Below are 25,004 nucleotides of genomic sequence, written 5' to 3' on the forward strand. Positions count from 1 at the left end.
AACGGCAGAAGACGCTTTCAAGCGTCTAGAGCGTCTCTAGCTTTTTCCGAAACCACCCAACGACGGAGGCGGCATCGCGCACGCGCGACGCCGAACGACCCCGGCTGTCCTCAACACCGAAAATCGGAGTTCGACGATGAAACTTGATCTATCTGAACGCTCTCATGACCAGAAGCCCCCCTCCAATCCCATTCCGCTGCGTGACCGGCTCTCAATTCCGCTGAGCGGCTTTTCGGCCGAGTTCGCGCACAAGTACGGATCGCCGCAAGAACTGAGCGATCTGCGGGCGGCCGGTGCAATCCTGCTCGGCAGTTCGGCATTGAGTTCGCTCACGACCACGGTCGGCCTTCATCTTGCGATGGGTGGCGGCGGATTCCACGCATCTTATGCGGTCGCCGGTTTGTTCGTGGGCGGACTTACTGGCGCGATTGACTACGTGGTCCAGTACAAAGGGACACTCAGTTCGCGCGGCAACGCGGAGCTTCGGCGTGTCGGTCTGAAGCTGCCCGATCCTGAGGGTACCAGCCGCATCCCCTTTCTCGTCCGGCTTGTTCGGGTCGGTCAAGCGGCCACGTTTGGTTTCCTCGCGGGAACCTTCCTGATCATCGGGACCAACTTCAGCGACGTTCAGAGCTACATCGACAACAAGTACATGACCTCGAACCAGACCGTCGCTGCGGACGCATCGAAGCTGGTCGATGCGGGTATCGCGCGTTCCAAGCAGGCGCTTTCGGTACAGGATGCTGAGGTCAACAACATCAGCCGCTCGCTTCAGGCCTTGCGGTCCAATGATGTCAGGCGGGCGATCGGTCGCAAGACCAATGCGCCGTCATCGACCTCTGATCCGCAATTGGAGGGGCTCGAACGGCGGCTAGCCGAAGCGACAGCGAAGCGAGACGCCTTAGCCGCGACTGTGACGGCGCAGGAGAGCGGGAGGAACGCGGGGATCGAGAAGGCGATCAACGAGTCGCCGAACGCGATCCGAAAGCGGAGCGGCCTCGCGGCCCAGTTGGAAGCACTTTCCGCTCTCACCAGCGAGAACCCTCGTCTCTGGTTGTTGGTGCTGGCGTTCGAATTCCTCTCATTGGCGCTTGAGCTTGGGCCCATGTGGGCGGCCGCGACCAAGCTTCCCAGCGCCTTGGCGGCACGCCTGGCGCGGGAACACTACGTGGCGGTCAGCACCATCGCCAAGGAGGCAGCCGAGCAACTCGAAGCCACTGATGCCGAGAGGCGCGACGTCGGCGAAGCCGTCGAGCCGCAGGCGATCGACGTCGTTCTGCCGGCGGTGTCGACGGCGGTCCAGTCGGCGGCCAACGACAACGTGCCGGAATCCTCGCTGTCGAACGACGTGGCCGTGCCTCGCCGTGGGCGCGGACGCCCGCGCGGAAGCCGCAACAAGACGCATTTCAACGGACATCAGGGGGACGCTGGTTATGAGCAATGACCGCAAGCGGGCGGGCGCATTCATCCCCAACGGGGTCCTGATCGCCGCCGCTGATCAATCTCAGCTTCCTGACACCGATGATGAAAGATGATCCCATGCCTGATGCGAGCAAGAAGAGTATGTCCCTGCGCAAAATCGAAGAGCCCGGACAGCCCGCCACGCCTGGCACCGAGAGCGCTATGCGCGAGGTGCGATCGGTGCCAGCGAACGACAACGGCCCGCCCGGCAGGGCCGGGCCGCGTCGGGCAACACTCGATCCGGAAAGAAACGCCACTCCTGACGGCTTCCCGATACTCGACGATCCGCCGCTCGCGCCGGACATGCTCATCGGCGTGCGTGCAATCGCCGAGTTCGTGCTTGGCAAGACCGACATCGCGGCAATCCGGCAAATCTACTACGTCACCGAACAGACAACCTCGCTCCCGTGGTTCAAGTTCGGGGGACGGACCTGCGCCCGGAAATCCTCGATCCGGGCGAAGTTCTGGAGCCAGGAGCGGCGGGCTTGGGGAAGCCAAGAACAGGAACTACTCGCAAGGACGCATGTCCTGTTGAGTTCGGCATTGCCGCTGATGTCCAGCAACGACAACGGACCGGACGAGCAGGCAAGGCTTGGCGCCATCACGGCGGAAGCGGTGACGACCATCAAGCAGCTCCTCAAGGGGCAGATCACATGATGAGCGGTGCAGGCCGGATGGCTAAGCGAGCAGCCATCCGGCCGTTTCGTATTGCACACAGGTTATCGGCCGCGTTCCTGCTGTTTCAACCAACTCTGGTGATCGAAATAATGCGGATCACCGCCGCCGCCATTGATGTAGTGCATCCAGGCGAGGCTTCGTTCGAGTTCGACCCGCTCGATGGCCGACAGGCCATCGACACGTTCGCAGAACGGATTCCAGATTTCATGTTCGGGATCGTGGGGCATGGCGTGACCTGTTTGCTGATCCCAGCTTAGTTCGCCGCGTGTCGGCGGGCTATCCGCAGCGGCCCGTGGCTACCAATATTTCTCGGCGACTCCTAGGCATTCCGCTGTTCGCACGCTGTAGCGCGTCTCACAGTCCATCCATTCTTGCGTCAGAAAAAGGAGCTCAGTTATGCGCACGGCACTCCGCGCCGCCAAGGGCGCGCTCTTCATGGTCTATGTTTCGATCGCCATCGCACGAATGGCGCTCGGCACTGTCATGCTCGGCACGGCGCTCTGGCTGGTTTGGCCGGACGGCTCATCGACACTTTGGAACGGCCTGGCGTTCCTGACCGGCTGGTGGGGTTGTGCAATCATGCTGACCGGCATCGAGCAATTCGCGGAGGCGGTTTCCAAAAACCTGCCGCCGACGAACCCTCACGCCGCACCGATGCTTCCGCGACGTCCGGACGAGCGAGAAGCAACCGGCCGAAACGTCGCCCGGATTCGGCGCTAGTCCGGCGCGCTTCAAGCGACAACGGCCGCCGCGATAGTTTGTACAAACGCAGGAAAGAACAGTCGCGCGGCGCGAGGCTCTCCCCTCGCAGTCAGGCTGGCGTGTGCTCGGTCGGCAGTGCTTGAGCTAGGACGCAACAACGCGATTGCCCGGCAGGGCTCCACCAATAAGAAAGCCGCGTCCTCGTCAGGACGCGGCCCCTCTTGTGCATGATCACAGACTACAGTTTTGATCGCACAGTTCAACATAAACATCCTTTGGCTGCCGATGCCCGAGCCTCTGTCTGCATACAAGACAAATCAGATCGATCGCAGCACTTCGGGCAGCCAGCCTTTCCCGGCCAGCAGTTGCTCGGCACGCTGGGCCATCGCCTGCTTCTTGAGACCCGCGATCTGCCGGGCGGCGTCATCGCCCGCGCCTTCCCTCACCGCTTCGGCGATCAACTCCTTGCTGACGCGGCCGAGATAATTGGTAACGGTCGGTTGCCAGTAGCGGATCATGTCATGCGGCATGGCCCTCGCCAATATCGCCGCATGCTCGAACACCGATTTCCGGTCGCCCCAGTCGGGACCATGCACGGCGTTGAGCGACTGCGCGGCGCAATGCGCCAGCAGGGAAAGCAAATCGTCCATGCTGAGCGACGAGACGAACGCCCACAGAGCCTCGCCTTCCTGCGGCATCCGGTCCATCCACATACGATGCCGCTCGGCAATGGCACGTCCGGCGATGCTTTCGTCAAGCACTGGACCACGGGACGATTGCAGTCCCTGCGCCACCCTGATCTCAAGGCACGAATGCCTGCCGTGATAGAAGGTCCGCGCCGCCAGCACATGGACGACGGCGATCAAGGCAAGTTCGGGAGCCTGCGCGAGATCGTTCTGCAACGCTGCCGTCCGGTGTGCGGTCAGTTCGGTGACCAAGGCGGCGGAAAGCCCCTCGGTGCCGGTGGCGGGTTTCGGCGCGGCCTCGGCTTCTTCGTTGCCATTGCCGCTGTCCTCGCCCTCACCTTCTTCTGGCCGTTCATCCTCGGGCCGCAGATAGCCGCGCTCGATGCGGGCTTCACCGTCATGGCCGAGCGCGATGAACACACCCGCGCGGCCGATGTCCTCAGGCCGAAAGACTTCCGCGGTCAGGACGGCGATTTCCTGTTCGAGGCGCTCGATTTCGTTAAGAGTGTCCTCGGACGCGTCGTTCTGCTCGGCTTCGTTGGTGATGATCTCAAGCCGCTCTTGCAGGCTTTCAAACTTCTGTTGATCCTCAGGAGTCAGTTCCTTCGGCACGGTGTCGATAGTGGCCATCGAGGATGTGCTGCGATAATCGAACTGGGCTGCAACTTCCACCCACTTCCAGCCTTCGGCCGTAACGGCCTCGGCCACGGATTGGAGCTTCGCGCACACGAGGCGGTTGAGCAGGGCCGCATCGGCGAGATAGCTTCCGTCCTCGTCGAACAGGTCGCGGATCACCGTGCCGCCTGCTTTCTCGTACGCCTCGACGCCGATAAACACCACGCGGCGGTCGCTGATGGACACATGCCCTTCGGTGAGCGCCCGCAGGATCGCGCGGCGGCTGTGGTCGTAGGTGAGACCAGCCCAGACCTCCTCCTGCCGCTTGTGATCGTCGGTGACGGTAAAGGCAGTCAGTTGTTCGAGGTTCATCTCGCCTGCGCGATAGAGAGTGAGCAGGGCAGGACTTACCGCCCCAAGCTTAAGCCGCTGCTTGACGACGGCAGGCGTGACGCCAAACCGCGCGGCGATATCGTCGGCGCTCATGCCTTGCTCGTTGTGAAGCTCGGCAAAGGCTTCGTATTCGTCGGCGGGATGCATGTTGCTGCGGATGGCATTTTCGGCGAGGCTGATCTCGGTCGGATTATGCTCGGTGTCCAGAACGCAGGGGATCGGCTCGTCCTTCCTGATCTCCTTGCGCTTCACGCGAAGCAACTGCGCAAGGCGGCGTCCCTCGCCTGCATTGACCAGATAATGGCCGGTCGGCTTGTCCTTGGCACCGCGTTCGGGCTCGACGATCGGGAATTGCAGCATGCCGAGGGATGCGATGCTGGCGGCGAGCGCCTCGATCTCCGCAGGCGTGTGCGGCATCTTGCGCACATTCTTCGGCGACTTCTTGAGTTTGCCAAGCGGCACCATCACGATGTTGCGCGCTTCGGCGGGAATGTTCTTTCTGTTGCTCATGGTTTTTTCCTTGTTGGCTGGGGTTGTGCGCGGCCAAAAAGCCGCCATAACCCCTGCCTCGCGGCGAGCAGCGGGTGTGCAAGCGGAGCGGGTGCCTTCGCGGGGACCCGGCTGCAGGGAGCTCTTGCGACCGAAGCTGGGCGGAAGGCCACCCCGTAGCGCGCCGAGGGCGGGGCCCTAAGCCTCACGCCGCAGCAGCGGCGACAAGAATGCGCTGAGAAGAAGAAGCGCGCAGCGCTCAATAACAGAAGTATCTCCCGGCTTCGCTAACTGGGTGGCGCGCAGGATGCACCATCTGTCGGATTGGCTGACATCGAAGCATCGAACACGATTCTTGAATGCAGCTTGTGATTGTGGAACACTAACCGCAATGAAAGCACATTCAACAGATCCACTGTCTAAGCGTTCCAAACGTACAGCGGCGAAGCAAGCACTCGACCAAGCGTATGAGGACGGTTACGCAGCGGCCATTGGCGACGTAAAGCGGTTTCTCGAAGAATCGGCAGCAGCGGATCGGCGACTTTTCGAGGCGGCGGCGGCAGCGGATCGGCGACGTTCCGAGGAAGCAGCAGCGGACTGGCGACGACATTTCGAGGAAATAGCAGCAGAAGAGCGGCGACGTTTCGAGGAAGCACCAGAGCACCACCGGAGAGGTTTCGGTCAACCGACACTGACGAATCTTATCTTGCAACTGCTAGCCGAGCATCCAGACGGAAGGACGGCGAGGGATATCAAGGACTGGTTCAAAGCGACGGATAGCCGCTTTTTCGTCAAGACAGATTTCGAGGCTAGCAATGCGGTCGCCGTCGCACTTTCTAGAATCAAGTCGAAATCCGGCCTGATCGAGCACAGACACGGCAAGTGGTTCATCCGGCGCGAGAACAACCAAGACACGGCAGACAACTCAGGCGAGATTTTGTGACGTACGCGCTGTGTGGGCCTGGCCCAGCGCCGCGTCGAGGGCGTAGCCCTAAGCGATCACGCCGCAGCAGCGGCGAAACAATGCTTTTGAGAAGAAGACGCGCGCGCGGTTCGCCAAAAGAAATTGGCCGCTATACGCGGGAAAGCCAACCGATTATGCTCAGTCCGATCTTTGTCGTACATGACCCGTAATGAATCGATGCGATGCCTCATAGTCAAAGCTCACCCGCTTGACGCATCTTTTTGCCAAACGCTTTCCGATGCTGCCGTCGAATTCCTGACGGCTGCGGGGCATGAATGCCGCTTGGTCGATTTGTATCAATCCAACTTTGCGCCCGCCCTCACCAAACGCGAGCGTCAGAGCTACTATTCCAATTTCGACGCCTCCGCGATAACGCGCGAAATCGATGACCTGCTTTGGGCCGAAGCCATCGTGCTTGTCTTCCCAACCTGGTGGTTCGGATTTCCGGCCATCCTCAAAGGTTGGTTCGACAGGGTTTGGGCCCCTGGCGTTGCCTACGACCATGCCCCCGATCTGGGCGCCATACGGCCACGCCTCAACGATTTGAGACGAGTCGTTGGCATCACGACCTTGGGATCGCCATGGTGGGTGGATTGGCTTTTGCTTCGCCAGCCTGTTCGGCGCATCCTCAAAACGGCGATACTGGGCACGTGCGCGCCTAAGGCGGCACTCACATTCCTGCCGTTTTACAAGGCCGAGAAACTTTCCCAGCAGGACGTCCAGGCAGCCGTCGCTCGAATGAAGAATGTACTCAGGCGCATCTAGTCGCCTATAGGCCCGACCAACGATGCTGCGAAAGGCGTGCGCCGCCTTGTCCTCCGAAGCCTTGGCGTAGGAGGAGGCGCATCGCCCCCCTGAAATGGCACCCGGGCCGCGTGAGCATAGCGACCCGAAGGGGCACGCGGAACGAGTGCAGCGACGCGACCGGTTAAAAGGGCACCCGGGAACGCGGCAGTGATAGCGTTCGCCGGCATACTTCATGACGGCGAGCCGCTTTTCCGAGTGCCCCCGGCAAGGCGCACATCAGTTCTTGCGCGATGGGATCGTTACCCGAATGGGCCGGGGCGCAGACCCGGCAAGCGCAGCTCGTAGAGCCCGCTCCGCGCAGCGGACGCGCCCAGATCCAGTGAGAAACACGCCCGGTGGCGCTTCAGGAGCACCACGTGGTGCAGATTTTGGGACTACCCGAGACTTTCGTCATTCGCCAACCTGAGACCGACCAAAACAGGGCTGATCAAGTTCCAAGGAGATGTTATGCGAAAGCTGCCGCTTGACCCTGATGTCGCGGAACTGGCCCCAGCCGATTCAACACTGACACCCTATGACTTCGAACATATTGTCACGTACATGCGCCTGCTGGATGCTGATGCCCAGGGCACCGATTGGCAGCAAGCCACCAAAATTGTGTTGCGTATCGATCCTGCTCGCGAACCGCAACGTGCCCGTCATGCCTATGACAGCCACCTTGCTCGTGCCAGGTGGATAATTGATCAGGGGTATCGGCATCTCTTGGGAGCTGAATCCCTCGCCCGCTCTGATCATTGACATCATGCTTTGCGAGGCCGAAGGGTTTGGGCACGCGATCGGAGCGCCGCACCTGATTTTCGCGCTGCGCGCTCTTTCGAGCTTGAGGTACGTCAATGCCGGATGCATTCGGAGGCGAATGGCTAGTCCCGTTTCGCGGGAGGAACCACTCGGGCGCCTTTACCCAAAACTTCTTGTGGAAGCGCCAGAACGTCTACGTGATGGATAACCATCGCGCGGCGCTGTGGTGCTGGCTGCAACATATCGATCCCAAACAGCGGTATTCTCTCTTTCACGTGGATCAGCACTACGACACGCTTGTCAGCCGGATGACGACATGGCTGGACAATCTGCCGGGCGACTGGGGTCTCGGCATCGATGAGTATCTGGCGCGCAAGGTCAAACACCTGGATATTCCGCAGCCGCTCCCTCTGTTTGGCTGGGATAATTATCTATCCATTTTCTTGGCCGTGTTCGGAAACGCGATGGACGCCGCCTATTTCGCGACCCATGGTAAGGGCACGACGCCAAAGTGCGAGCATATGACCTGCGATCTCTGGGGTCTGCCCTCCAACCTCGATTATTGGTTGAACGAATCTCCGGCCCCGTGGATTTTCAACCTCGATCTGGACTACTTCTTTTGGCACGGAGCCGACAACGATCCTCCCCGGTGCATGATGTCCGAGGCATACATATCGCGTTTGATGAAGACCGTCAGCGTTCACTTGAGTAGCGGCAAGATCAGCGTGCTGACGATCGCGATCTCACCCGAATATTGTGGTGGCTGGGAACAGAGCGAGGCGGTCCTGGATCTCGTCTTGAAACCTCTTGGAATCGAATTCGCCCTTCCCCGCTGACTATCGCTTCGTCAGCGACGCAAGCTTGGATGGGTCAAATTCCCAGAAGCTCGGATCGTCGCTCTTGGCAAAATCGTCATACGAGCGATCACCGATTAGGATTGGCCACATCCACCAATTCGGACTCATGCATGATGCGACCAGATAGGTTTCATCCGGCCGGTCTTCGCGCGCCTTGGCCAACGGTACGTAGACGTCGGCCACAATGGAGGGATTGGTAAGCTGGATATCGTTCTGCTCCAGCACCAAGATCGATTTGGCACCCTCGTTCGCTTTCCACGCGGCAAGCTTCGGAAATTTCTTGTCGATCGCAGCCTGCATCCGGTCCCTGCGCAGCTTTTCGATATCATCCACTGTATGCCGGATCTGGAAATACTTGCCGGGAACAATTGGCGGCTCGAAGCGGCAAAGGGCCACATCAAACGGCACGTTCGGCGGCCGTGTAGGGCCAACACCGTTTCCCTTGTAGTCCGGGTAAGGACGCTTGGGGATCGTCGGCGCGGTCGTCTTGACCCAGTCAATGATTGCCTGCTGAATCGCCGAAAGTTCAGCCGGCTTGCGCCCATTGAGCGAATTGATCGGCAGGTAGAGTTCGAACAGCGCATCCGTTCCGAGCGCATCTTTGAGCGCGGTCGTGATCGGTGCGAAGAGCTTCTCGGTCTGCGCCTCCATGCGTATGTGGCCATCGAACGGCTCGATACCGGTATGTTCGAGCGCATAAAGCTGACTGCCCAGATCAAAGACCACCTCGACCGGGTGCTGGTGATTTTCCAGCTCGGGCCACCGGAGGTTTGCGCGCACTTGCTGTTCGCGCTCTTCGAGACGGCGCACGATCGCGTCACAGACCTTACCTTCATTGAAGCTGAGATGCTTTTTCTTGGGCGGACCGTCAAACCGCGCGCGAAGCATCTCCGAAAGCTTCGCTGCTTCGAGCACCGTTAGGCTGCCTAATTGATTTACCAGTCCCGGCAGATCAGCCATGACTCGCCCGTTCTTTGAAAAGTTGTTCGAAAGCCTTGGCGACAGCTTCGCGGCCCGGCACTGAATCTTCCTCGAAAAGAATTCGGCTGTCTTCGGGTAGGGTAAAGGCCGGGCGAGCGATACGTACAAGCAAGTAGCAAATGGCGTAGACACTCAGGGTCGTAAAGAACGTGCGCATCAATGCATCATGCACGTACACTGGCCCATTGCTCTCCCAGAGAGCGCCATCGCTTGAATCGGGACGCGAATGCGTAAAATTGCACAACTGACGAAATGTATTGCTGGCAAGCTCGTCGTCGGCAAGCAGCCAGTTGCACTGTTCCTGACTCAGCATCCCGCGCAGCCGTTTTCTGACACGCGTGAAGCCGAATTCTGAGCCGCTGGTTTTCCATGTGACGTAATCGGCGTCGGTCGGTTTCAGATTGCCGTATGAACCGATCATAACCAGTTCGAGCGCCACGCGAAGTTCAGCCATGGCGGCTCGGTAGTAACCGTGCAACAGGAGAAAATTGACGCACTGAAAGGCATCGGCGGCGTCCAGCATGCAGTTGTAGAGCTCATCGGGATGATCGGGGTCACCTATGGCAGAAATCCAGTCGCTCCACAGGCTGTAGAGTAGCTTCAGCCGGATGCCATTGTGGTCTGACGTGCGAATGGCCACGTCGTCGGTAAGATGAGTAATGCCGGCCCATGTTCGCTCGTCAATCAAGTCGGTCGGCGCAATATCGTCCCCGTCGCTGACCGCAAAATCATTGGGTTCAAGTTGATGCCTGACAGCGCGGAAGTCTGTCAGAGGCAGCTTTCTCGTCATGGGCGTTCCGTGGCATGGCCGGCGCGGGTCAATGGGTGGCGCCGCCCGTAGTGCCGGCGCGCTCCCGAAACAGGTCGTCGAACATCTTATCCGCGCCCCACGCTTGGGCCGACGTGTAGGCGAGACTGCGCGTTTGCTGCGGCGTCAGAGGAGCTTCGCCCGGTTTGTAGCCGAGATCATGCTCGGCTTCGGACCAGGCGTGCTCGAACAACGTCTTCACCTGCAACTCAAAGAAACGCGGGATCATTTCTTTCGGCCATCCGGCGCTGATGACATCGGACGGTATTGCGAGAATGTAGTGCCGTCCGAAATAGCCGAATTCCCAATGGGACTCGGGCACATGGTCCCGATACTCTATGGGTCTGAACCATTGCTGGATCAGCGGATCAAGCCGGGCAACATCCGACTGGTAGTATGTGATGATGCGCGCGCCGACCTGGTCCTGTATTTCGGCCAAGGGCTCCTGATATTTCGGCTTTCCGTCGGCCAGCTTGGTCGCCTTGGCGACAAATCGATCGATGTCCTTTGGACGTGCCGAGATCCGGTCAATTCTCGGTTGCCCTTCCAGGCAGCGAGACAGATAGGCGCGCAGCTCGTCGGCGAGCGGAGTGAGGACTTTTTCGTAGCGCTCTTTATACTGCACCCTGAGATCATCAGGCTTTTGGCTTGAGCTTGTCATTGATTACCGTGCCTTGCGTCGTGAACCGAACTCTGTGCGCGCTACCGTCGATGACTTCTTGCCTGAAGACATCGTCAAATTCGGCGGACGGTGCGGTTAGGGTTGCGCCATTATCGAGCTCCATTGATCGATAAGCCATGATGCTGACAAAATCAGAGGCCGAGAACAGGAAGCGCTCTTCCGCCAGATGCGGATTTCTGAGTTGTTGCGAAACGGCCTCGCGTGCTGGGGCCGATAGATTAAAGCGATTGGCAAATTCGTTGATGCTCATCGATATGCGAGGAAGTGTCCTTGCGAGTGTCGCAGCCGCAATGATTTCCTGCTTCACCTCGATATCGGCTGTCTTGATGGCATCTCGCAGGGTGGTCGCGAGGCGGGACGTGCCCTGTTTCGGGGTCACGCGAAAATCGGAGGCGAGGAAGTCCGCAATCCAATAATCGGCGCTCTCGCCGGCAGGGTTGGTTTGCTTATCGATCGCTTTGCCATCCCAAAAGCCCGCGCGCAAAGATGCATCTCGATAGAGAACGGCTTTGTAGGACGTCTTGTTCTTCATGAACACGCGTTCAAGGAACGCAACGTCGAGACTTCGAGGGTTCTCCTCGACGAGGATCGCGCTATCGGTCGGAAATCGGGACAGCACAATCTTGTGCTCACGCCCTTCCTTGCCGACGATCAGAAAAAGCAAACCGATGCCAGCCCGCCGATCGGTATGGATCTGCAAGCGCTCGGCGATGGCGCGTCCGTTCGGCAGTGTTGGATCATCGAGATGGGCGCAAATGAGATCTCGGCATGGGTTCTGTTGCACGCCGCCGGACGATTTGAAGATGATGTCGATGTCGCATTCCTGGTCGGCGCGGGTGTAAATCCCGTCGAGCAGATCGAACATACTGCCCGTCAGTGGGACCGACGCGCCGTTGACCTGTCGAATGTCTCCCGAACTTTTTCCAGGATGAACCAAATAGGTATGAATATATTGTACGGGCACCGCTCCCCCCTGATGCGGCTGGCTTTTTTGGAGGATGCTAACCCGCCAGGGTTGTATGAACAAGCCCGATGGGATCGGCGGATGTTGGCTTTTAGTCGGTCGGCGTCGGCTCGCGTCAAACCTTCCATGTGTCGGACCAGCGATCCAGGCTCATGGGCATCTTCAAGCCCTTCGGCCCGGTCCGATCACGCTTATTCTCTTCATGGTGCATGCCAAGCGCCAGATAGATCAGGGCGGCGCGGGCCATACGATAGAGCTGGATGGTCTTGGCGTTGAGTTCGCTGCGGCTAACCGAGTAGGCCAGTCGGTCTGTCCAAGGATCGGGCGCTGCGCTCGGTTGTTTGCGTATCAGGATTTCGTGCACCCTCAGATAGCTATGTTCGAGGTGATTGCGGATCGTGTAGAGCTCCTTAGCGTCGGGCTCCATGGTGTCTTTCAACGCCGGATCGAATAAATCCTTGGCGAGCCAATAAAGCGCTCGGAACGGCAAGTTCTTGGATTGCAGGAATTCCGGTCGGACGGATCGGGCAGGATCACTCTTCTCGTACCAAATCGTTCTGAAATAAACGCGATGAGCCGGAATGCCGAGTTTCGCGTAGTCGTTCAGGAAGAACGCGACCTTATCGAGCACCGAATAGACGATGCGGAAAGCAGCCTTTACCTTTTCAACTGCAAGCGAATAGCTGGGATAGTCGAGCGTGTTGTAAAGCACGACATCGCGGTCGGAAAAGTGCACTGCGTCGGAATGAAGTCCCTCGAAGAGCAACCATCGACCCGAGACGAACTCTTGCTTCATTTGATCGAAGAAGGCGATGAGCGATGGCGGTTCGCCCAGATTACTTGTGAAGCTTGGAAGAGAAAGCAGATCGATCGCGGCAATGCTATGCGGGCCGAGATCATTAAGGGGGTTCAGGAACAACCCTTGATGCAATGTCCAGCGTCGGTATTGACGTTCGCTTGCGGAGCGTCCGATGCGATGTCCTTCCCACTTGATGCTCTTTGCATGGTCGAGATGGATGGCAGGCTCGATGCGCTTTTTGACGCCGGCGAAGAATTTTATCGCACCCTCGCCCTCGGGACCGACATATCTCGCCTTTGGTGAAAGAGCGGCATGCAGGTCTTCGTGGGCGCGGAAAAGAAACAGCCCTCTGTGCCCATTGTCATAGAGGCTGGAGGCATATCGTGTGAGGCCAGAGCCTCGATTTCCTCTGGCCATACCGAACTTCGGATCAATCGAGAGCGCGCGCGTCCATACCGCGACAGCTTCCACGCAACGGCCGAGCGTGTTGAGCTGGTTACCGAGATTGGTAAGTATCTGGCAGCGACGCAACGCGGACAGCTTTTCAAAACCTGGCGCGTGTGCGGCGCTTCTGAGATGGAATATCTCGTTCTGTAATTCGGGTTGGTTCCACTGCCACGCCGAATCCGGATCGCGGTGCTTCAGCCGTTTTCGGTTGGCCCAAGCGTTGGCACGAAAATAATCGAGCAAGACCCGCTGCTGCTTCGTGAGCTTCTTCTCCCTCAGCAGATCGCACCATTCGAGCGCAAGCACGGTTGCATCATCGCGACCGAGATCGCCTGCAAGGTCGATCAGCATCCCAATTCGTTTGAGCGCAGCGCTGCCCGTCTCCGTTGCCTGCGGGGGCCCTTGAGCGATGAGCTTTTGCAGTATTTGAGTCGGATCGGTGGTCATGAACGCGAGAGTAGAGAGATTTTCGGTAGTTTTGTCTTGGATTGTGCAGGAAATCCACCGCCCAAAAAGCCCCCGAACTCACCGGATATCGTCGCTAATGCACCCTCACCCGATGCTGTGCGGCTTGTTCAGAAAGAATTCGCGGTTGCCGAGCGCGGCCTCAGCATACTGATCGATCGCGACCTGGATCGCCTCGATGTGCATTCGGCACCATCCCTCATGGCAGGAAAGCTTGCGGGCGTGGTTGAGCGCCACCAGAAATTCCGGCGGGTTTTGCATATCGGAGAAGTAGACCGCGCGCGTTGTGCTCATGCCAGCGCCGCCTCCGCCGGCGGCACAAGCCGGCGCTTCGCAACAGGAGCGCGCGACGGCGTCGGCGGTCGGCGGGGAATGAACAGGTGGTGCACAAGGATCGGCTCATTGTCGCCAAGCATGCTTCGCTCCTGGACCAGCCCGCTCATCACCGTGCGCATCTTGAGGATTTCCTGCGCCACGAAGGTGCACTCCTCGTCCCGGTTGATCTGCGCGTGCATGATGGCCTCGGCCTCCTTCATGCTGACGCGCAAGGCTCTGATAACGCGCCGGATTTCATTGATGCGATTGTCCATGGCCTGTCTCCTTGCTGGACGGACAGCATAAGAACAAAACATGAACAAGAAGTCAATGCCGCGAGAGACGGAGTCTATGCCGATTTCAGGAGGAAACGATCCTGAAGCTGTGCCCGCCGCCAGAGATGAACAAACCGCACGCCGATCTTGTCCAGCCTGTCCCGTTCCCCGAACGGAACGCCCTCGAGCCTCGGCTGGCGGATTTCGATGAGCGCTTCGATGATCTCGTGCATCAGCCGGTGATGCGTCGGGCAAAGCCAGCACGATTCCTGAATCGGCTGCGTCTCCCCCGCATCGAACTGAAGCGCCAGCGGATAGATGTGATGGGCCTCCGTAATGCATTCGTACTGACCGCAGACCGCGCACGGACACCGGGGGCCCGGATCAAAAGCAAGCCGGGCCGCTGCGACCCACACGCGCCGTCGCGCGACGCGGCTCTTGTAAGCCTGCCTCGCGTCCGCCCACGCCTTCGCGGCCATATGGGCACGCTGGCTCGGCGTCAGCGCTTGCGTCATTCGCGCGCGGTAGTCATCGAAGCTCTCGCCATCGCGGACCGGCAGGATCTCGCGTGCGTGACGCTTCATGAGCTCGAACCACGTGTCCATTCCCACTCGCCTGTTTGCTGAGTTGTTGGGGCAGGAAGGATAGCTGCCGGGATACGAGGCCAGAAGTCCGTGTTCAATTTGTCCACCGCGACCACGGCAACAAACGGCATATTGGAAAGCGACCTAGCGCGTGTAATCCGGCAGGCTGGCGTTGGGTTGGACGGATTGGAAATAAACCACCCGGTTGACCCAGCCATCGAGGAAGTAGGCGCCGCCGCCAACACCACAGCCTACGCAAAGCTGTGTCATGGCGGGAATACTGATGCCAGAGCCCGATGTATAGGCTGTCCCGCTGAAAGCAGAATAAACATTCGATGAATAGGCGATACCGCCCTTGATCAAACTGTTCGCAACTGTGCTTAAAGGGTTTTGAGCATAAACCACCGCCCCAGCATTCAGTATGGCTGCTTTATCAACAGCATTCGTCGCCGTGAGTGTCACAATATTATTGTTACTTCCGTCATCGATTTCAGCAAACCGGTGCGCGTTGGTGCTATCCACATAAGGTATCGTTCCGCTCGCCAACAATGTTCCCTGTCCTGCCGTGTACCAGACACCGCTGGCACCGGCGGCCGTGGTGCCGATGGTCATGGCGTCCGGATTACGTGTGACTGTGCTGCCGACGGTCGGGATGTAGGAGGTTGGAAAGGAGCCGACTTCTAACTGAACGCCCCAAACAAGAACGGTTGAGCTGCTCCCGCCATTGTTGAACGTGAGCTCAAAACGCGCACCCCCGCCGCAGCCGCTCCCCGTTGTGGTCCCTGTCGAAGAGACACGCGTCCATGCCGTCGTCGATAAGGTCACCGCACTGTCCGTGCTTACAACAGTGTCCGTCTGACAATTCTTTATATGCGGAGTTACAGTGGTAACGTTGCTCCCCGCTATACCTCTTACATAGGCAGAGCCTGTAAATGTATTGTTGCTATAAGGCCCAGGCTCCATCCAGAGACGCCCGCCTGCCGCGGTGTCGAGCGTGAATTGTTGGGCATAAGAGGAATCTGGGGCTGTAGTGGCACTCACAACTGCGTCTTGATAAGGCCAATTGCTATTTGCGCCGCTTGTTGAAACGTAATTTGTCCGGCTTTCCTCGATGAGCACTCCAAATGGCTGATATGGGCTGGAGGGGCTGTGATCCAGTCTCGCAGTATTGGAGGGCGCGTTCTTCATAACGCCCGAGCTATTGAAATACGTTCCGCCATTCGGCACTGAATAGATATCAGCAGATCGTGAGGCTGAGCTTCCAGAAGCGGGAATGTACGAGGTCGGGGTCGAGCCGATTTCATTCTGCGGACCCCAAATATAAAGGCCGCTTCCGGTGGTCCCAGCGTAGGAATCGTCCTTATTAGTGTTGTAGTTATAATGGACACTGAAGCTCGTATAGGCGTTAGTGGCTCCTGCCGGTACGGTGTCCACGACCCACAGATACCACCAGCCGTTTGAGATTTGCTGCATGCCGTATTGAGAGAGGGCCGCGCAGCTAATGTTCGTAACCGGCGTCGCTACAAGTGCGGCCCCGGTTCCCAGGTTGAAGTTTATGCCGCGATAGCAGTAGTTGCTGCCGGAAATGGCAGGATAGTCGAATGACAGTTCGACGATGTTGCGCTCGGCGGATTTAACGTAGGCCGAGAACGTGTAAGTGCTCCCCGCCGTCAGGGTAATATAGCTTTGACTCAAGACATGTATGTCGGTCGCGCTCGTTTCCATCAGCTTTTGCGTCGATGTCGTACCGTCAGGCGCTGTTGTGGTTATGGCGCTGATGGACGCGCTTCGCGGCGTGGCATGAGTAAGGTCCGTCGAGTACGTCAGGTAATTAGTCGCCGCTGGTTCGATGAGCGTTCCGGCATTGACCCATGAACTGCCGTTGTAGGTGTAGTTGGTCCGCGCGACGCTGGTGGTCGTGGTTTGCATGACGCCGGAGCTGTTGAAATACGTTCCGTCGAATGGCGACGTATAAACGTCCGCCGAACGCGCGGCGGTGCTCCCTGATGTGGGAATGTAGGATGTCGGGAACGTGGCTGCTTCAACCTGGTCGCCCCAGAAGGCGTTTTCAGTGGCAACGCTCGCAACATTGTAATTTATGAGGTTGAAGTGATTCGTGCACGACGTGTCCGTGGCCGCATTGACGATGACCCTGAACCAGCCATTTGCCATCGTGACAACAGAAGATGAGAGCACGCCCGAAGAAGTGAGGAGGACAGCGCCGGTTTGGGAGTTGACCTCGACATAAGCCGGCAAGCCGGTACTTCCATTAGCGAATGAAGTATTGTCCGACCAGACGCGAACCCTTGCTGTCCCGCTGACATATTTGACAAAGGCAGACATTGAATAGGCGGTACTCGCACTACAACTAATTCCCAGATATGCACCCGCAGATCCGCTACTGGAAACCGAATAGGCCGTTGAGCCGTCCGGCGCGGTCGTCGCGTGATTCAGCGTGAAAGTGCCATTTGCCGTCCAATGCGAAAGATCGCTTGAATAGGTTGCGAGGTTCGTCGCCGCCGGTTCGATGAGCGTTCCGCCGAGCACCCACGAACTACCGTTATAGATGTAGTTGCTGCGCGCGACGTTGCTCGATGCCGTTTGCAGCGTGCCGGTGTTATCGAAATAGGTCCCGGTCGAGGCGCGGCTGACGAAGGCTTGCGAGCCGCTGAGGTAAAACGGTGCGCCCGTCGCGGTGTAGGTGGTTGTTATCGGCGCGCGGCTAACGAAGGCCTGGCCCTGGCTGCTGTCGAGATAAAACGGCGCGCTGGTCGAGGTAATGTTGTGCGTACCCGAACGCGTGAAGGTCGCACCCGCTCCGCTGATGAAATTGGCAACCCCGCTGTAGGTCGTGCCGTTCAGCCAATATCGGTCGTTGTAGAAATCGAGATCGAGGGTCGATCCGTTGCGGTACCAGTTGCCCTGCGGGATCAAATCGTCCGGCACCTGGGCACAGCACACACGCGCCCACGTCGCCAACAGCACCAGGAGCGCGAGCGCCCTTAGGAGACGCTGCCCATTCATTAATACCCCGGCATCCAGGTCACGAACACGTTCGTGCCCCGGCGGGTGAAGTGATAGATCGTCATGGTGCTGGCGGTCGTCGCGCCATGATTGGACGGCATCTTGAACGTCAGCGTCGGCGAATCCGTGTTGCTGAATGAGCAGGTGCCTGAGGTCGTGCCCTCGACCGTTAGCGTATAGCTGCCACCATCCTGCATACCGCTGAAGCTGAACGCGCCGCAGCTTTGCGAGGTGCCTTGAACATTACCCGAAGCCCAATTGATGGTCGTCGAGCTAGAGCTGACGGCGCGGCTATATAGCGATCCGTTCACGTCCAACGTAGCGAGCGGCACGGTCGTCCCCATGCCGACATTGCCACTGACGATCATACCATCTGTAGGCGCTGAATTGGAAACGTAGCCGCTGCCGACAGACATATTCCCGTTTACGGTAAGCTTGCTTCCGATGGTTGTCGTCGCAATGCCGACATTGTTTCCACCGTTGATGACGACAGCATTCGACCCAGCTCCTGCCGCAAGAGTAAGCACGCCGCTTCCTGGAGCCTGAATGTAGAAATTCGTACTCCCATTTAGATTGTACAACTGCCCATAAGTCGTACCACCGCGCTTGATGCTGATCGTGCTGTTGGCGCTACCCGCATTGTCCAAGGTCAGGTTGCCGTAGTCGGTCAGTGTATCGGTCGGGTTATTCGTCCCAATCCCCACATTCCCCTGCACGATGAGGCCGTTGGTGGGCGCGGTATATGTGCCCGCGTAGCCCGAGCCGATTGCGACACCACCGCCGTTGGCACCGTAAACATCCAGCTTGTTGGTCGGTGAAGCAGTGCCAATCCCAACGTAGTTGCTGTTGGTATTCGTAATGGTGACGCCGCCGCCTGCCGTGATAGTGCTGGTTGTCGCCAGATAAAGAGGTTGGCTGTTATCGGCTCGAATATAAGAAGCCGCGACCGCTGATCCGTTCGCCAGAAAACCGGCACGTACAGAATTGGTGCCATCCCCAAATCTTGCAACATCATGGCTGCCGGCACTCGTACTTGCCGCTATCACGGCATCAAGAGAGAAAACGGGCACCGTCGTGCCGATGCCGACATTTCCGCTGCTCCCGACGATATAGACGCGGCTCGCTGAATTCGTAGCGTCATAGACATCGAAGTCGCCAGAAGCTTCGTTTATCACTTTCCATGAATGCGCAGTGTTGATGAGGCCGATGATAGTCTGAGCCGCAGATCCACCCTCAAGCTTCAAATAAGGGGCAGACGCCGAATAGATGTGGAGGTTCTGGCTGGGACTCGCCGTCCCGATGCCGACGCTGCCAGTTGTCCCTATGACCATGGCTTGGCCGCTTCCGGCGACGCTGTTGTTGACGTTGAACTCCAGACCCTTTGTGCTGCCCCCCTGAATGAACGCGTTGCTGGTGTTGGAGTCGTAGCCGACCATCGCGCGGCCCGCTACCGACCCACTTCCACTCGCAAATCCCACATACTGAAGCGAATTCGAAGCGTTGTCGCCGAACAAGGCCACTTCGCTTGTGCCGCTGACGTGCAGCGAATAGAGTGGGTTCTGCGTGCCAATCCCCACATTTCCCTGCACGATGAGGCCGTTAGAGGGAGCAGTGTTGGTGCCGATAGAAGCGACATAGCTGCTGCCGATAGCGACGCCACCAACATCGTTGATCTGCATCGCGGTGGTTGATGTTCCCGACTCCATGATGGTGAGATTCAGATAGCCATTTTCTGCGCCGGCCACTTTTGATGTGGCTCCCGCAGAGTAGCTTGCGAACACGGTTTGATTGCCGCCGCCGTTATTTGCAGAAAAATTAATGCCCGCGATGGTGCCGCTTGTAACATTGTTAAACAAACGTGCGTTGCCGCCGACGGTCAGGATATCGGTCGGTGGCAGGTAGTTTGTGTTGATCTGAAAGCCGCCATTGATACCGCTAAAACTGCCACGTATGACGGGGGCATAGTCGGCCGTGCCGGACGAGCCCTGGCTGGGTGTGTAAAAGTAGACGCCTCCGCCCGAAGCGACACTTCCCGTATGGGTGCCGCCCACGAGGTACAGATTACCACCTGCGGCATTGGTCGCACCGGCCTGCGCGCCACCCGCCCTGATCGTGAGATCAGCGCCCGTCGTACCGATAAAGGCACGCTCCGGCTGTATGGTACGGCTCGCTTCGCCATTAAAGCCAATCGTGCTTGATGGCGAGCTAGTGCCGATGCCGAGCTTGATATTCGTATCATCCCAATACAGGTTGCTGCTGGCGCCGAGCGCGCCGGAATTATTCCATTGCACCTGACCGGTTGAACCGGCCGCTGCGGCGGTTTGAGAAACAACGCTCCAGACGTTCGACGAGCATTTCAGAATTTGGCCGTTGGCGTCGGGCCAGCCGTATTGGATGCTCGAGCCGCTGCAAGACTGGCCTGATGTGCCCACGGAGAAACCCGGCGGCGTCGCGAGCTGAGCCAACGCGGACGACGGGCCGAACGCGGCCAAAAGAACAATGAAGGCTCCGAGCGCATGCCGCGCCTTACTCGGCTTCATTCAGCCTTATCGAGGCTGACATTTCGCCAGCCCGTTCCGTCACAGAGTTGCAGATGCTTGGCCGCGTAGCGCAGAGCGCCTTCGTTCTTGCCTGAGCAGCCAACGCCGGAAGCGCCGAGTTTGAGCTCGCCCTGATAAACATCGAGATTGGCGTTCGGAGAAGCCGTGCCGATACCGACGCAGCAATGATTAGCGCCTGAGAACACCATGCCGCCGACTGGATTGGTCTTGGACGGATCGGCCTTCGGCTGATCGGCTGCCGCTGCATGATGTGCGAGCAGGGCCAGGACAAACGCGAGGACGCAAACGCAACGCTTCACAAAAACTCCCTTCCGGAAAGCTCGGAAAGACACCGGGAAGAGAACCTTCCACTGGCGAGCACGGGAGTTGATGAATCGCTACTAGGCGATTGCGACGGCCTTTGGCCGCAAGGCTTGGACATCGAGGGTTATCGTTTTCACGACAACCGACCGCCGCCTCCCGGCCCATAGGGTCGAAAGGCAGCGTTTGAGACGGCAAACGCCGTTACCGCTAGTAGAGAGGTCATCACACCCCGAAGGCAGGCTTTCTCTGCCCTCACCTCGACACTGCCATGGCGGTTGGGTGGGTCAATGAAGTTCTGCTTGTGCCTGTGGCACCGCGCCTTTCGACGTAGCTCTGTCCAACAAGGCGAATCAAAACCGGTTCAGACGACGATACTCAAACGCTTTCTATGCGCGTTTGCGACGAGCGCGTTGACTGGCAATCAGAGCCTTCAGCTCCTTGAGCGTTAGCGGGATTTCGCGCCGATGGACAATGCGGTGGCAATTGGCGCAGAGAACATCAACGTCATCGACGGTCGAGACACGGACCTCGCCGGCGGCGATCGGTCGTTTGTGATGGACCTCGATGTAGTCCCTGCCGATATCTCCGTAGAAGTCCGCAAAATTGAAGCCGCATCCCTGGCAGGTGGTGCCGTGATGACGCTTTGCCGCCTTCACCAGCCCTGCATTGCGCGCGAAGTACGACGCTTCACGCGATGCGAGTTGGCCCTCCTGGAACGCCGCTTGATCGGTCTCGCCGGTACCGTTAGGCAGTGCGCCTCTCCGGACCAGATCGAAGTTCTCCAGAAACCGCTCATAGTTCGGATTGCCGGAGGGATAGAAGATGTTGCGCTGACCAATGAACCCTTGATCAATCCGCCGGGTCTTTCTGGGCACTTCGAGATCGCGCTCTGTGGCCGGAACGAGATGAGCGTCAATGGTCGAGGCCTGGAAATAGTATTCCCAATCGCCGCGAATTGAGCCCTTCTTCGGCATTTGCAACTCGCGAAAGACGGTCGCGTTCTCGTACCAGCCGACGACTTTCAGCTTCATGCTGCGCTCGTCCACGGCGCAGAATACGATCATGACTCCATCGATGGAATCATCGGCCGGACTTGCGCCCAGATTTTCAAGCTTGACGTTCTGGCTTCGGTTCTCGACGAAGCCGTACACCGAGCCTTTCTCGTCGGCAAAGTTGAGCTGCTCGACGGCAAGCTTGTGCGTCGCCGGGTAGCTCATGTTACCCGCGAAGATCTCCTCTTTTTTCGATTTGTACTCTTCGGCCCTAACGAGCCTGCACAGCATTATCTTTTGGGGCATATCTACGAATATCCGGCAATCAACAAACTTGAGAAGGTCTTCACGAGATCGCAACTACAACGTTTGATGGACTTTACCTACACGACGCGTGCATGTATGTCACCCCGCGCCGTACCGTGGCAACCGATGCTACGTGATTTGATGCAGCGCGGGACGAAGCCATCTATGTTGGTAATGCATTCTGTGGGAGGGTGAGCGTGTGACCGAGCCAAGTGCCAGGATTCATGTTCAAGGCCACGTTGACGACCTCTACGCGCTGAGCTTGCTCTTTCCCGAAGGCGCCTATCCAGACCTTCATGTTGTCACGGCAATCAAGGGCATCAAGGACGGTCTGCTTGATCGCGTTCAGGACGCGGATCATAAGGAGACGTATATCGCGGGACCGGGATGCCTGCCGATCATCGAAGCGCCATTTTTGGAGAGGCCCTGGATCGCGCGGGAGATTATCGCGCCTCTCAATGGCTACGCCACACTCGCGGACAGTAACTTCAAGCCCGTCGTGCCCGTCTCTGCGTCATGGGAGGCGAAGGGCGGTTCCGGCCAAGCGGTGTTTGGCTCGACCATCCCGAACCGCCCCACCCGCCTGATTGCCACAAACCGGCACCCGACGCTCAAAGAGCTGCTCCCGAACCGCGTCGCGTTCATGAGCGAGAATCCGCTGGCTGCTTACGCGGCTTCTGTCCTTGCAGGACAGCCCTCCTGGGCCGACTACTATCGCCTGCTCGAAGACATTGCGGGACATCGCGGAACAACGCTCGATAAGCTGCCGGAAGCAGGTTTGGCGAAGCGGCAGCCGCATAACGCTTTCAAGAATGCCGCCAACAACCGTGCGTTCGGCCGCCATGGTGCGTCAAAACGCGATACAACCCTCTCGCAGGACACGCTTATGAATCTGCTCGAAGCTCGCGAGTTCGTACGAACTGTGGTCAGCACATGGCTAGATCTCGAGTGCGGCGGCTGCATGCCCCGCGATCGTGTTGATGGCGGCCCGCTACGTTTCGGGCTCGACGATCCTCGCCCTTAGGTGCGTCTATCTAATATCAGCCTGTAGCCACGGTCCGCGACCGTGGAGGCTCGGCTTCTCGTGGCCTAAGCCTCTCCGATTGCCGGCCTGTTCTGCACAACAGACGACACTTCCATAAAGCTGACCAGCTTTGTATCGATGCCGTGGAAGACAGCGGCGAAGTCCGGGACGAACGTGCCCCGCTTGGTGAGATTGTGACGTGCCTGCCGCCCGATCGCGTGCATGATGAAATCGGCGACTTCCAGGCCGGGTTCGCCTTCCTGCTTTCGCATAAAATAGCACTCGACCGGCAGTGGCTTCCCGTTTTCCTCGATCGAGAAGTCCTGAAAGGCCTTCTCGATCAGGGGGTCTGCACGTTCCGACGATTCGAAAATCACCGCGACGGAACCAAAGCGGGTCCACCTCGCGATGTCGATAATGCGTTGCCTAAGTACCAAAGCAATGGTTAGCAGAGGGCCAAGATTGCCGTCAAACGCGGTATCGACAGACACGATAGCGCCAAACCGTGCAAAGCGGCCCTGACGAAAGAACGCGGCAGCCGCGAGAATCTGCTCGCGGGTCGCGCTCCGGCCAAAGTCGCTGGCATGAAGCGGCGTGTCCGGCGAACCCGTCGCTTGCCGCCTTACCTGACGCCACGGCGTCCGAACGATAGCATCAAGATCTTGCGCGAGTACGGCGCAGCCGCCAAGCCCATAGACCGGCTGATCCGGGACAAGGGCTTCGTGACCGGTATCGTCGGCAAACACAGCCAGACAGTCATTCGGAAGCTTCAGCTCCATTGGCGCAATCTCTCCCATGACTCCGTGGGCAACCGAATCTGGCGATGCGCACAGCGCTTTGCAAGGTGTTCGCTGCGACAGGTTCGTTTGACGCGTTCGCCGGTCCCCCATCACGTCGCACCAATCGCATCCTTCGCCGGCCTTATCGCACCGCGCGTCGGCTCATGGATGCAAGTGCTCCCGCCTACGCCAAAGCTTCGGCGGGCCGAGACGCACTCCTTCACTGCGTTCCGGTCTGACGATGCATCCGCCTCCTCCGGCGCAACGGCCTCCTCGAAGGCCGCGATTGGCGCGGTCCAGCGATGGAGGAAGAAATGCAGCCATGGACGATCGACGAACTGATGCACCTGACGCGGGACGAGCTTTGCGCCCTCTCAGCGAATCTTGAATGGTCGCTTGCAGCATTCGAGGCCGGTACGGCGGTGCGGCTCAGGGTACTCGCCAATCTCGACAACATCCGCCGCACCATGACCCGGCGCGGGCTTCACTTCTGATCGGACGTCAAAGAAAAACCCCTGCCGGGTATCTTCCGACAGGGGTTCGAACATTGCGTCTTTCGACGACCGGTGGACGCTAGGTGTTGAATCCTTCCATCCTGCGCGATCCATTGCGACCCCGTGGAGGCCGCTTCGCCGAACGCTTGACCGTCGGAACGGTCTCGACCTTGGTCTTCAGGAGCTCGGCGATAACCGTTTCGGGTGCTGTCAGCAGAAGCTTACTCTGCTCCTTACCCGCGAAGTCGCGCCACTTGAGCCGGGTCTTATAAGGCTTCGCGGGATTGAAGCCTTCGGTCGGCTCAAAGGTCTCGACCCGGAAAACGATCGCCGGGTTCACCGCCACCGTATCCTCCGTAAAGAGGTGGAGTCCGTGTTCGGTCGCAAACTCCTGTGGCGGCTGTTCGGTGAGAACGATATCGCGGTTGAGCATGATCAGCCGCGACTTGAATTCCTTCTCGGGCTTGAACTCCGGGTTGGCTGCCGGGTCGAAGGGTTCGACACACGCGACCTGTTCGAGGGGCACGAGTCTTTTTCCGATGGTGAGGACTTTCATGGAGATCTCCTTTCTTGGTTGAGGAGATTCCGGTGTAGCGAAAATAGTCCGCTTTCTTGATCGAAAGGATTGTGAATCGGCCTGAAAAGATTTTGAATCTTTGGTGATCCTGCGCCGAACGGCGTCCGATCTCGCGAATGATCGCTGCCTCGAAGGCAAAACGCGATTTCACGGCAAAGCGAACGAACGACCAACACGCACACGCGGGTGTGCATATCGTAAAGGTTGTGAACCTCTTGCAACGCAGCAATTTTA

The 25,004-nt window shown here is 58.6% G+C and carries 25 protein-coding genes; 10 read left to right on the forward strand and 15 right to left on the reverse strand.

Going from position 1 to position 25,004, the window contains the following annotated elements:
* Positions 1 to 136 precede the first annotated feature (136 nt).
* The 4 genes from QQL28_RS32565 (at position 137) to QQL28_RS32580 (ending at position 2,859) form a co-directional block, all read left to right on the forward strand.
* Complete coding sequence (locus tag QQL28_RS32565; RefSeq protein WP_284272120.1) at positions 137 to 1,444, forward strand: DUF4407 domain-containing protein; 1,308 nt, start codon at positions 137 to 139, stop codon at positions 1,442 to 1,444.
* A gap of 119 nt (positions 1,445 to 1,563) precedes the next feature.
* Positions 1,564 to 2,118: a hypothetical protein gene (locus tag QQL28_RS32570; RefSeq protein WP_284272121.1), complete on the forward strand. Its 555-nt coding sequence runs from the start codon at positions 1,564 to 1,566 to the stop codon at positions 2,116 to 2,118.
* Positions 2,115 to 2,396, forward strand: a complete 282-nt coding sequence (locus QQL28_RS32575; protein ID WP_284272124.1) for a hypothetical protein — start codon at positions 2,115 to 2,117, stop codon at positions 2,394 to 2,396. The genes QQL28_RS32570 and QQL28_RS32575 overlap by 4 nt, the downstream gene beginning before the upstream one ends.
* A gap of 139 nt (positions 2,397 to 2,535) precedes the next feature.
* Positions 2,536 to 2,859 carry a hypothetical protein gene (locus QQL28_RS32580; RefSeq protein WP_284272126.1) on the forward strand — a complete coding sequence of 108 codons (324 nt, stop codon included), beginning with the start codon at positions 2,536 to 2,538 and terminating at the stop codon, positions 2,857 to 2,859.
* Between the two features lie 299 nt (positions 2,860 to 3,158).
* Here the strand turns inward: QQL28_RS32580 and QQL28_RS32585 are convergent, their stop codons facing one another.
* The gene (locus tag QQL28_RS32585) at positions 3,159 to 5,045 is read right to left on the reverse strand and encodes a ParB/RepB/Spo0J family partition protein (protein ID WP_284272129.1); all 1,887 of its coding nucleotides are present in this window, start codon (positions 5,043 to 5,045) and stop codon (positions 3,159 to 3,161) included.
* Between the two features lie 370 nt (positions 5,046 to 5,415).
* Between QQL28_RS32585 and QQL28_RS32590 the strand changes: the two genes are divergently transcribed.
* From QQL28_RS32590 to QQL28_RS32605, 4 genes are all read left to right on the forward strand, one after another.
* Entirely contained in the window at positions 5,416 to 5,967 is a 552-nt protein-coding gene (locus tag QQL28_RS32590) for a hypothetical protein (protein WP_284272131.1), read from the forward strand.
* A gap of 180 nt (positions 5,968 to 6,147) precedes the next feature.
* Positions 6,148 to 6,753 carry an NAD(P)H-dependent oxidoreductase gene (locus tag QQL28_RS32595; protein ID WP_284272133.1) on the forward strand — a complete coding sequence of 202 codons (606 nt, stop codon included), beginning with the start codon at positions 6,148 to 6,150 and terminating at the stop codon, positions 6,751 to 6,753.
* Positions 6,754 to 7,242: 489 nt separating this feature from the next.
* A complete protein-coding gene (locus QQL28_RS32600; RefSeq protein WP_284272135.1) occupies positions 7,243 to 7,533 on the forward strand; it encodes a DUF2285 domain-containing protein in 291 nt (96 codons plus the stop codon).
* A 95-nt stretch (positions 7,534 to 7,628) separates the two neighbouring features.
* Positions 7,629 to 8,369: a peptide arginase family protein gene (locus QQL28_RS32605; protein ID WP_284272137.1), complete on the forward strand. Its 741-nt coding sequence runs from the start codon at positions 7,629 to 7,631 to the stop codon at positions 8,367 to 8,369.
* On the opposite strand, the gene QQL28_RS32610 is transcribed toward QQL28_RS32605, so the two are convergent.
* The 12 genes from QQL28_RS32610 to QQL28_RS32665 all read right to left on the reverse strand — a co-directional run bounded on the left by QQL28_RS32610 (position 8,370) and on the right by QQL28_RS32665 (position 21,950).
* Entirely contained in the window at positions 8,370 to 9,350 is a 981-nt protein-coding gene (locus QQL28_RS32610; protein ID WP_284272138.1) for a hypothetical protein, read from the reverse strand.
* Complete coding sequence (locus QQL28_RS32615) at positions 9,343 to 10,161, reverse strand: hypothetical protein (RefSeq protein ID WP_284272139.1); 819 nt, start codon at positions 10,159 to 10,161, stop codon at positions 9,343 to 9,345. Before QQL28_RS32615 ends, QQL28_RS32610 begins: the two co-directional genes overlap by 8 nt.
* A gap of 28 nt (positions 10,162 to 10,189) precedes the next feature.
* Positions 10,190 to 10,804, reverse strand: coding sequence for a GTP pyrophosphokinase (locus tag QQL28_RS32620; protein WP_284272140.1), 615 nt, complete (start codon positions 10,802 to 10,804; stop codon positions 10,190 to 10,192).
* A 10-nt stretch (positions 10,805 to 10,814) separates the two neighbouring features.
* Entirely contained in the window at positions 10,815 to 11,726 is a 912-nt protein-coding gene (locus tag QQL28_RS32625; RefSeq protein WP_284272142.1) for a hypothetical protein, read from the reverse strand.
* 214 nt (positions 11,727 to 11,940) lie between these two features.
* Complete coding sequence (locus QQL28_RS32630; protein WP_284272144.1) at positions 11,941 to 13,518, reverse strand: LA2681 family HEPN domain-containing protein; 1,578 nt, start codon at positions 13,516 to 13,518, stop codon at positions 11,941 to 11,943.
* A 105-nt stretch (positions 13,519 to 13,623) separates the two neighbouring features.
* Positions 13,624 to 13,830 carry a hypothetical protein gene (locus QQL28_RS32635; protein ID WP_284272146.1) on the reverse strand — a complete coding sequence of 69 codons (207 nt, stop codon included), beginning with the start codon at positions 13,828 to 13,830 and terminating at the stop codon, positions 13,624 to 13,626.
* A complete protein-coding gene (locus tag QQL28_RS32640) occupies positions 13,827 to 14,126 on the reverse strand; it encodes a hypothetical protein (protein ID WP_284272148.1) in 300 nt (99 codons plus the stop codon). Before QQL28_RS32640 ends, QQL28_RS32635 begins: the two co-directional genes overlap by 4 nt.
* A 74-nt stretch (positions 14,127 to 14,200) precedes the next feature.
* Entirely contained in the window at positions 14,201 to 14,731 is a 531-nt protein-coding gene (locus QQL28_RS32645) for an HNH endonuclease family protein (RefSeq protein ID WP_284272150.1), read from the reverse strand.
* 123 nt (positions 14,732 to 14,854) lie between these two features.
* On the reverse strand, positions 14,855 to 17,734 hold the full coding sequence (locus tag QQL28_RS32650; protein ID WP_284272152.1) for a phage head spike fiber domain-containing protein: 2,880 nt from the start codon (positions 17,732 to 17,734) through the stop codon (positions 14,855 to 14,857).
* Positions 17,734 to 20,274 carry a beta strand repeat-containing protein gene (locus tag QQL28_RS32655; protein ID WP_284272154.1) on the reverse strand — a complete coding sequence of 847 codons (2,541 nt, stop codon included), beginning with the start codon at positions 20,272 to 20,274 and terminating at the stop codon, positions 17,734 to 17,736. The genes QQL28_RS32650 and QQL28_RS32655 overlap by 1 nt, the downstream gene beginning before the upstream one ends.
* Positions 20,271 to 20,594, reverse strand: coding sequence for a hypothetical protein (locus QQL28_RS32660; RefSeq protein ID WP_284272156.1), 324 nt, complete (start codon positions 20,592 to 20,594; stop codon positions 20,271 to 20,273). Before QQL28_RS32660 ends, QQL28_RS32655 begins: the two co-directional genes overlap by 4 nt.
* A gap of 390 nt (positions 20,595 to 20,984) precedes the next feature.
* On the reverse strand, positions 20,985 to 21,950 hold the full coding sequence (locus tag QQL28_RS32665) for an HNH endonuclease (RefSeq protein WP_284272158.1): 966 nt from the start codon (positions 21,948 to 21,950) through the stop codon (positions 20,985 to 20,987).
* 145 nt (positions 21,951 to 22,095) lie between these two features.
* Between QQL28_RS32665 and QQL28_RS32670 the strand changes: the two genes are divergently transcribed.
* Entirely contained in the window at positions 22,096 to 22,920 is an 825-nt protein-coding gene (locus QQL28_RS32670; RefSeq protein ID WP_284272160.1) for a hypothetical protein, read from the forward strand.
* A gap of 65 nt (positions 22,921 to 22,985) precedes the next feature.
* Here QQL28_RS32670 and QQL28_RS32675 read toward each other — a convergent pair whose 3' ends face one another.
* A complete protein-coding gene (locus QQL28_RS32675) occupies positions 22,986 to 23,699 on the reverse strand; it encodes a hypothetical protein (RefSeq protein WP_284272162.1) in 714 nt (237 codons plus the stop codon).
* Between the two features lie 302 nt (positions 23,700 to 24,001).
* On the opposite strand from QQL28_RS32675, the gene QQL28_RS32680 reads away from it, so the two are divergent.
* Positions 24,002 to 24,193 carry a hypothetical protein gene (locus tag QQL28_RS32680; RefSeq protein ID WP_284272164.1) on the forward strand — a complete coding sequence of 64 codons (192 nt, stop codon included), beginning with the start codon at positions 24,002 to 24,004 and terminating at the stop codon, positions 24,191 to 24,193.
* Between the two features lie 79 nt (positions 24,194 to 24,272).
* On the opposite strand, the gene QQL28_RS32685 is transcribed toward QQL28_RS32680, so the two are convergent.
* Positions 24,273 to 24,749: a hypothetical protein gene (locus QQL28_RS32685; RefSeq protein ID WP_284272166.1), complete on the reverse strand. Its 477-nt coding sequence runs from the start codon at positions 24,747 to 24,749 to the stop codon at positions 24,273 to 24,275.
* Positions 24,750 to 25,004 lie beyond the last annotated feature (255 nt).

Source organism: Bradyrhizobium iriomotense (assembly GCF_030160715.1).
Lineage (GTDB): Bacteria > Pseudomonadota > Alphaproteobacteria > Rhizobiales > Xanthobacteraceae > Bradyrhizobium > Bradyrhizobium iriomotense.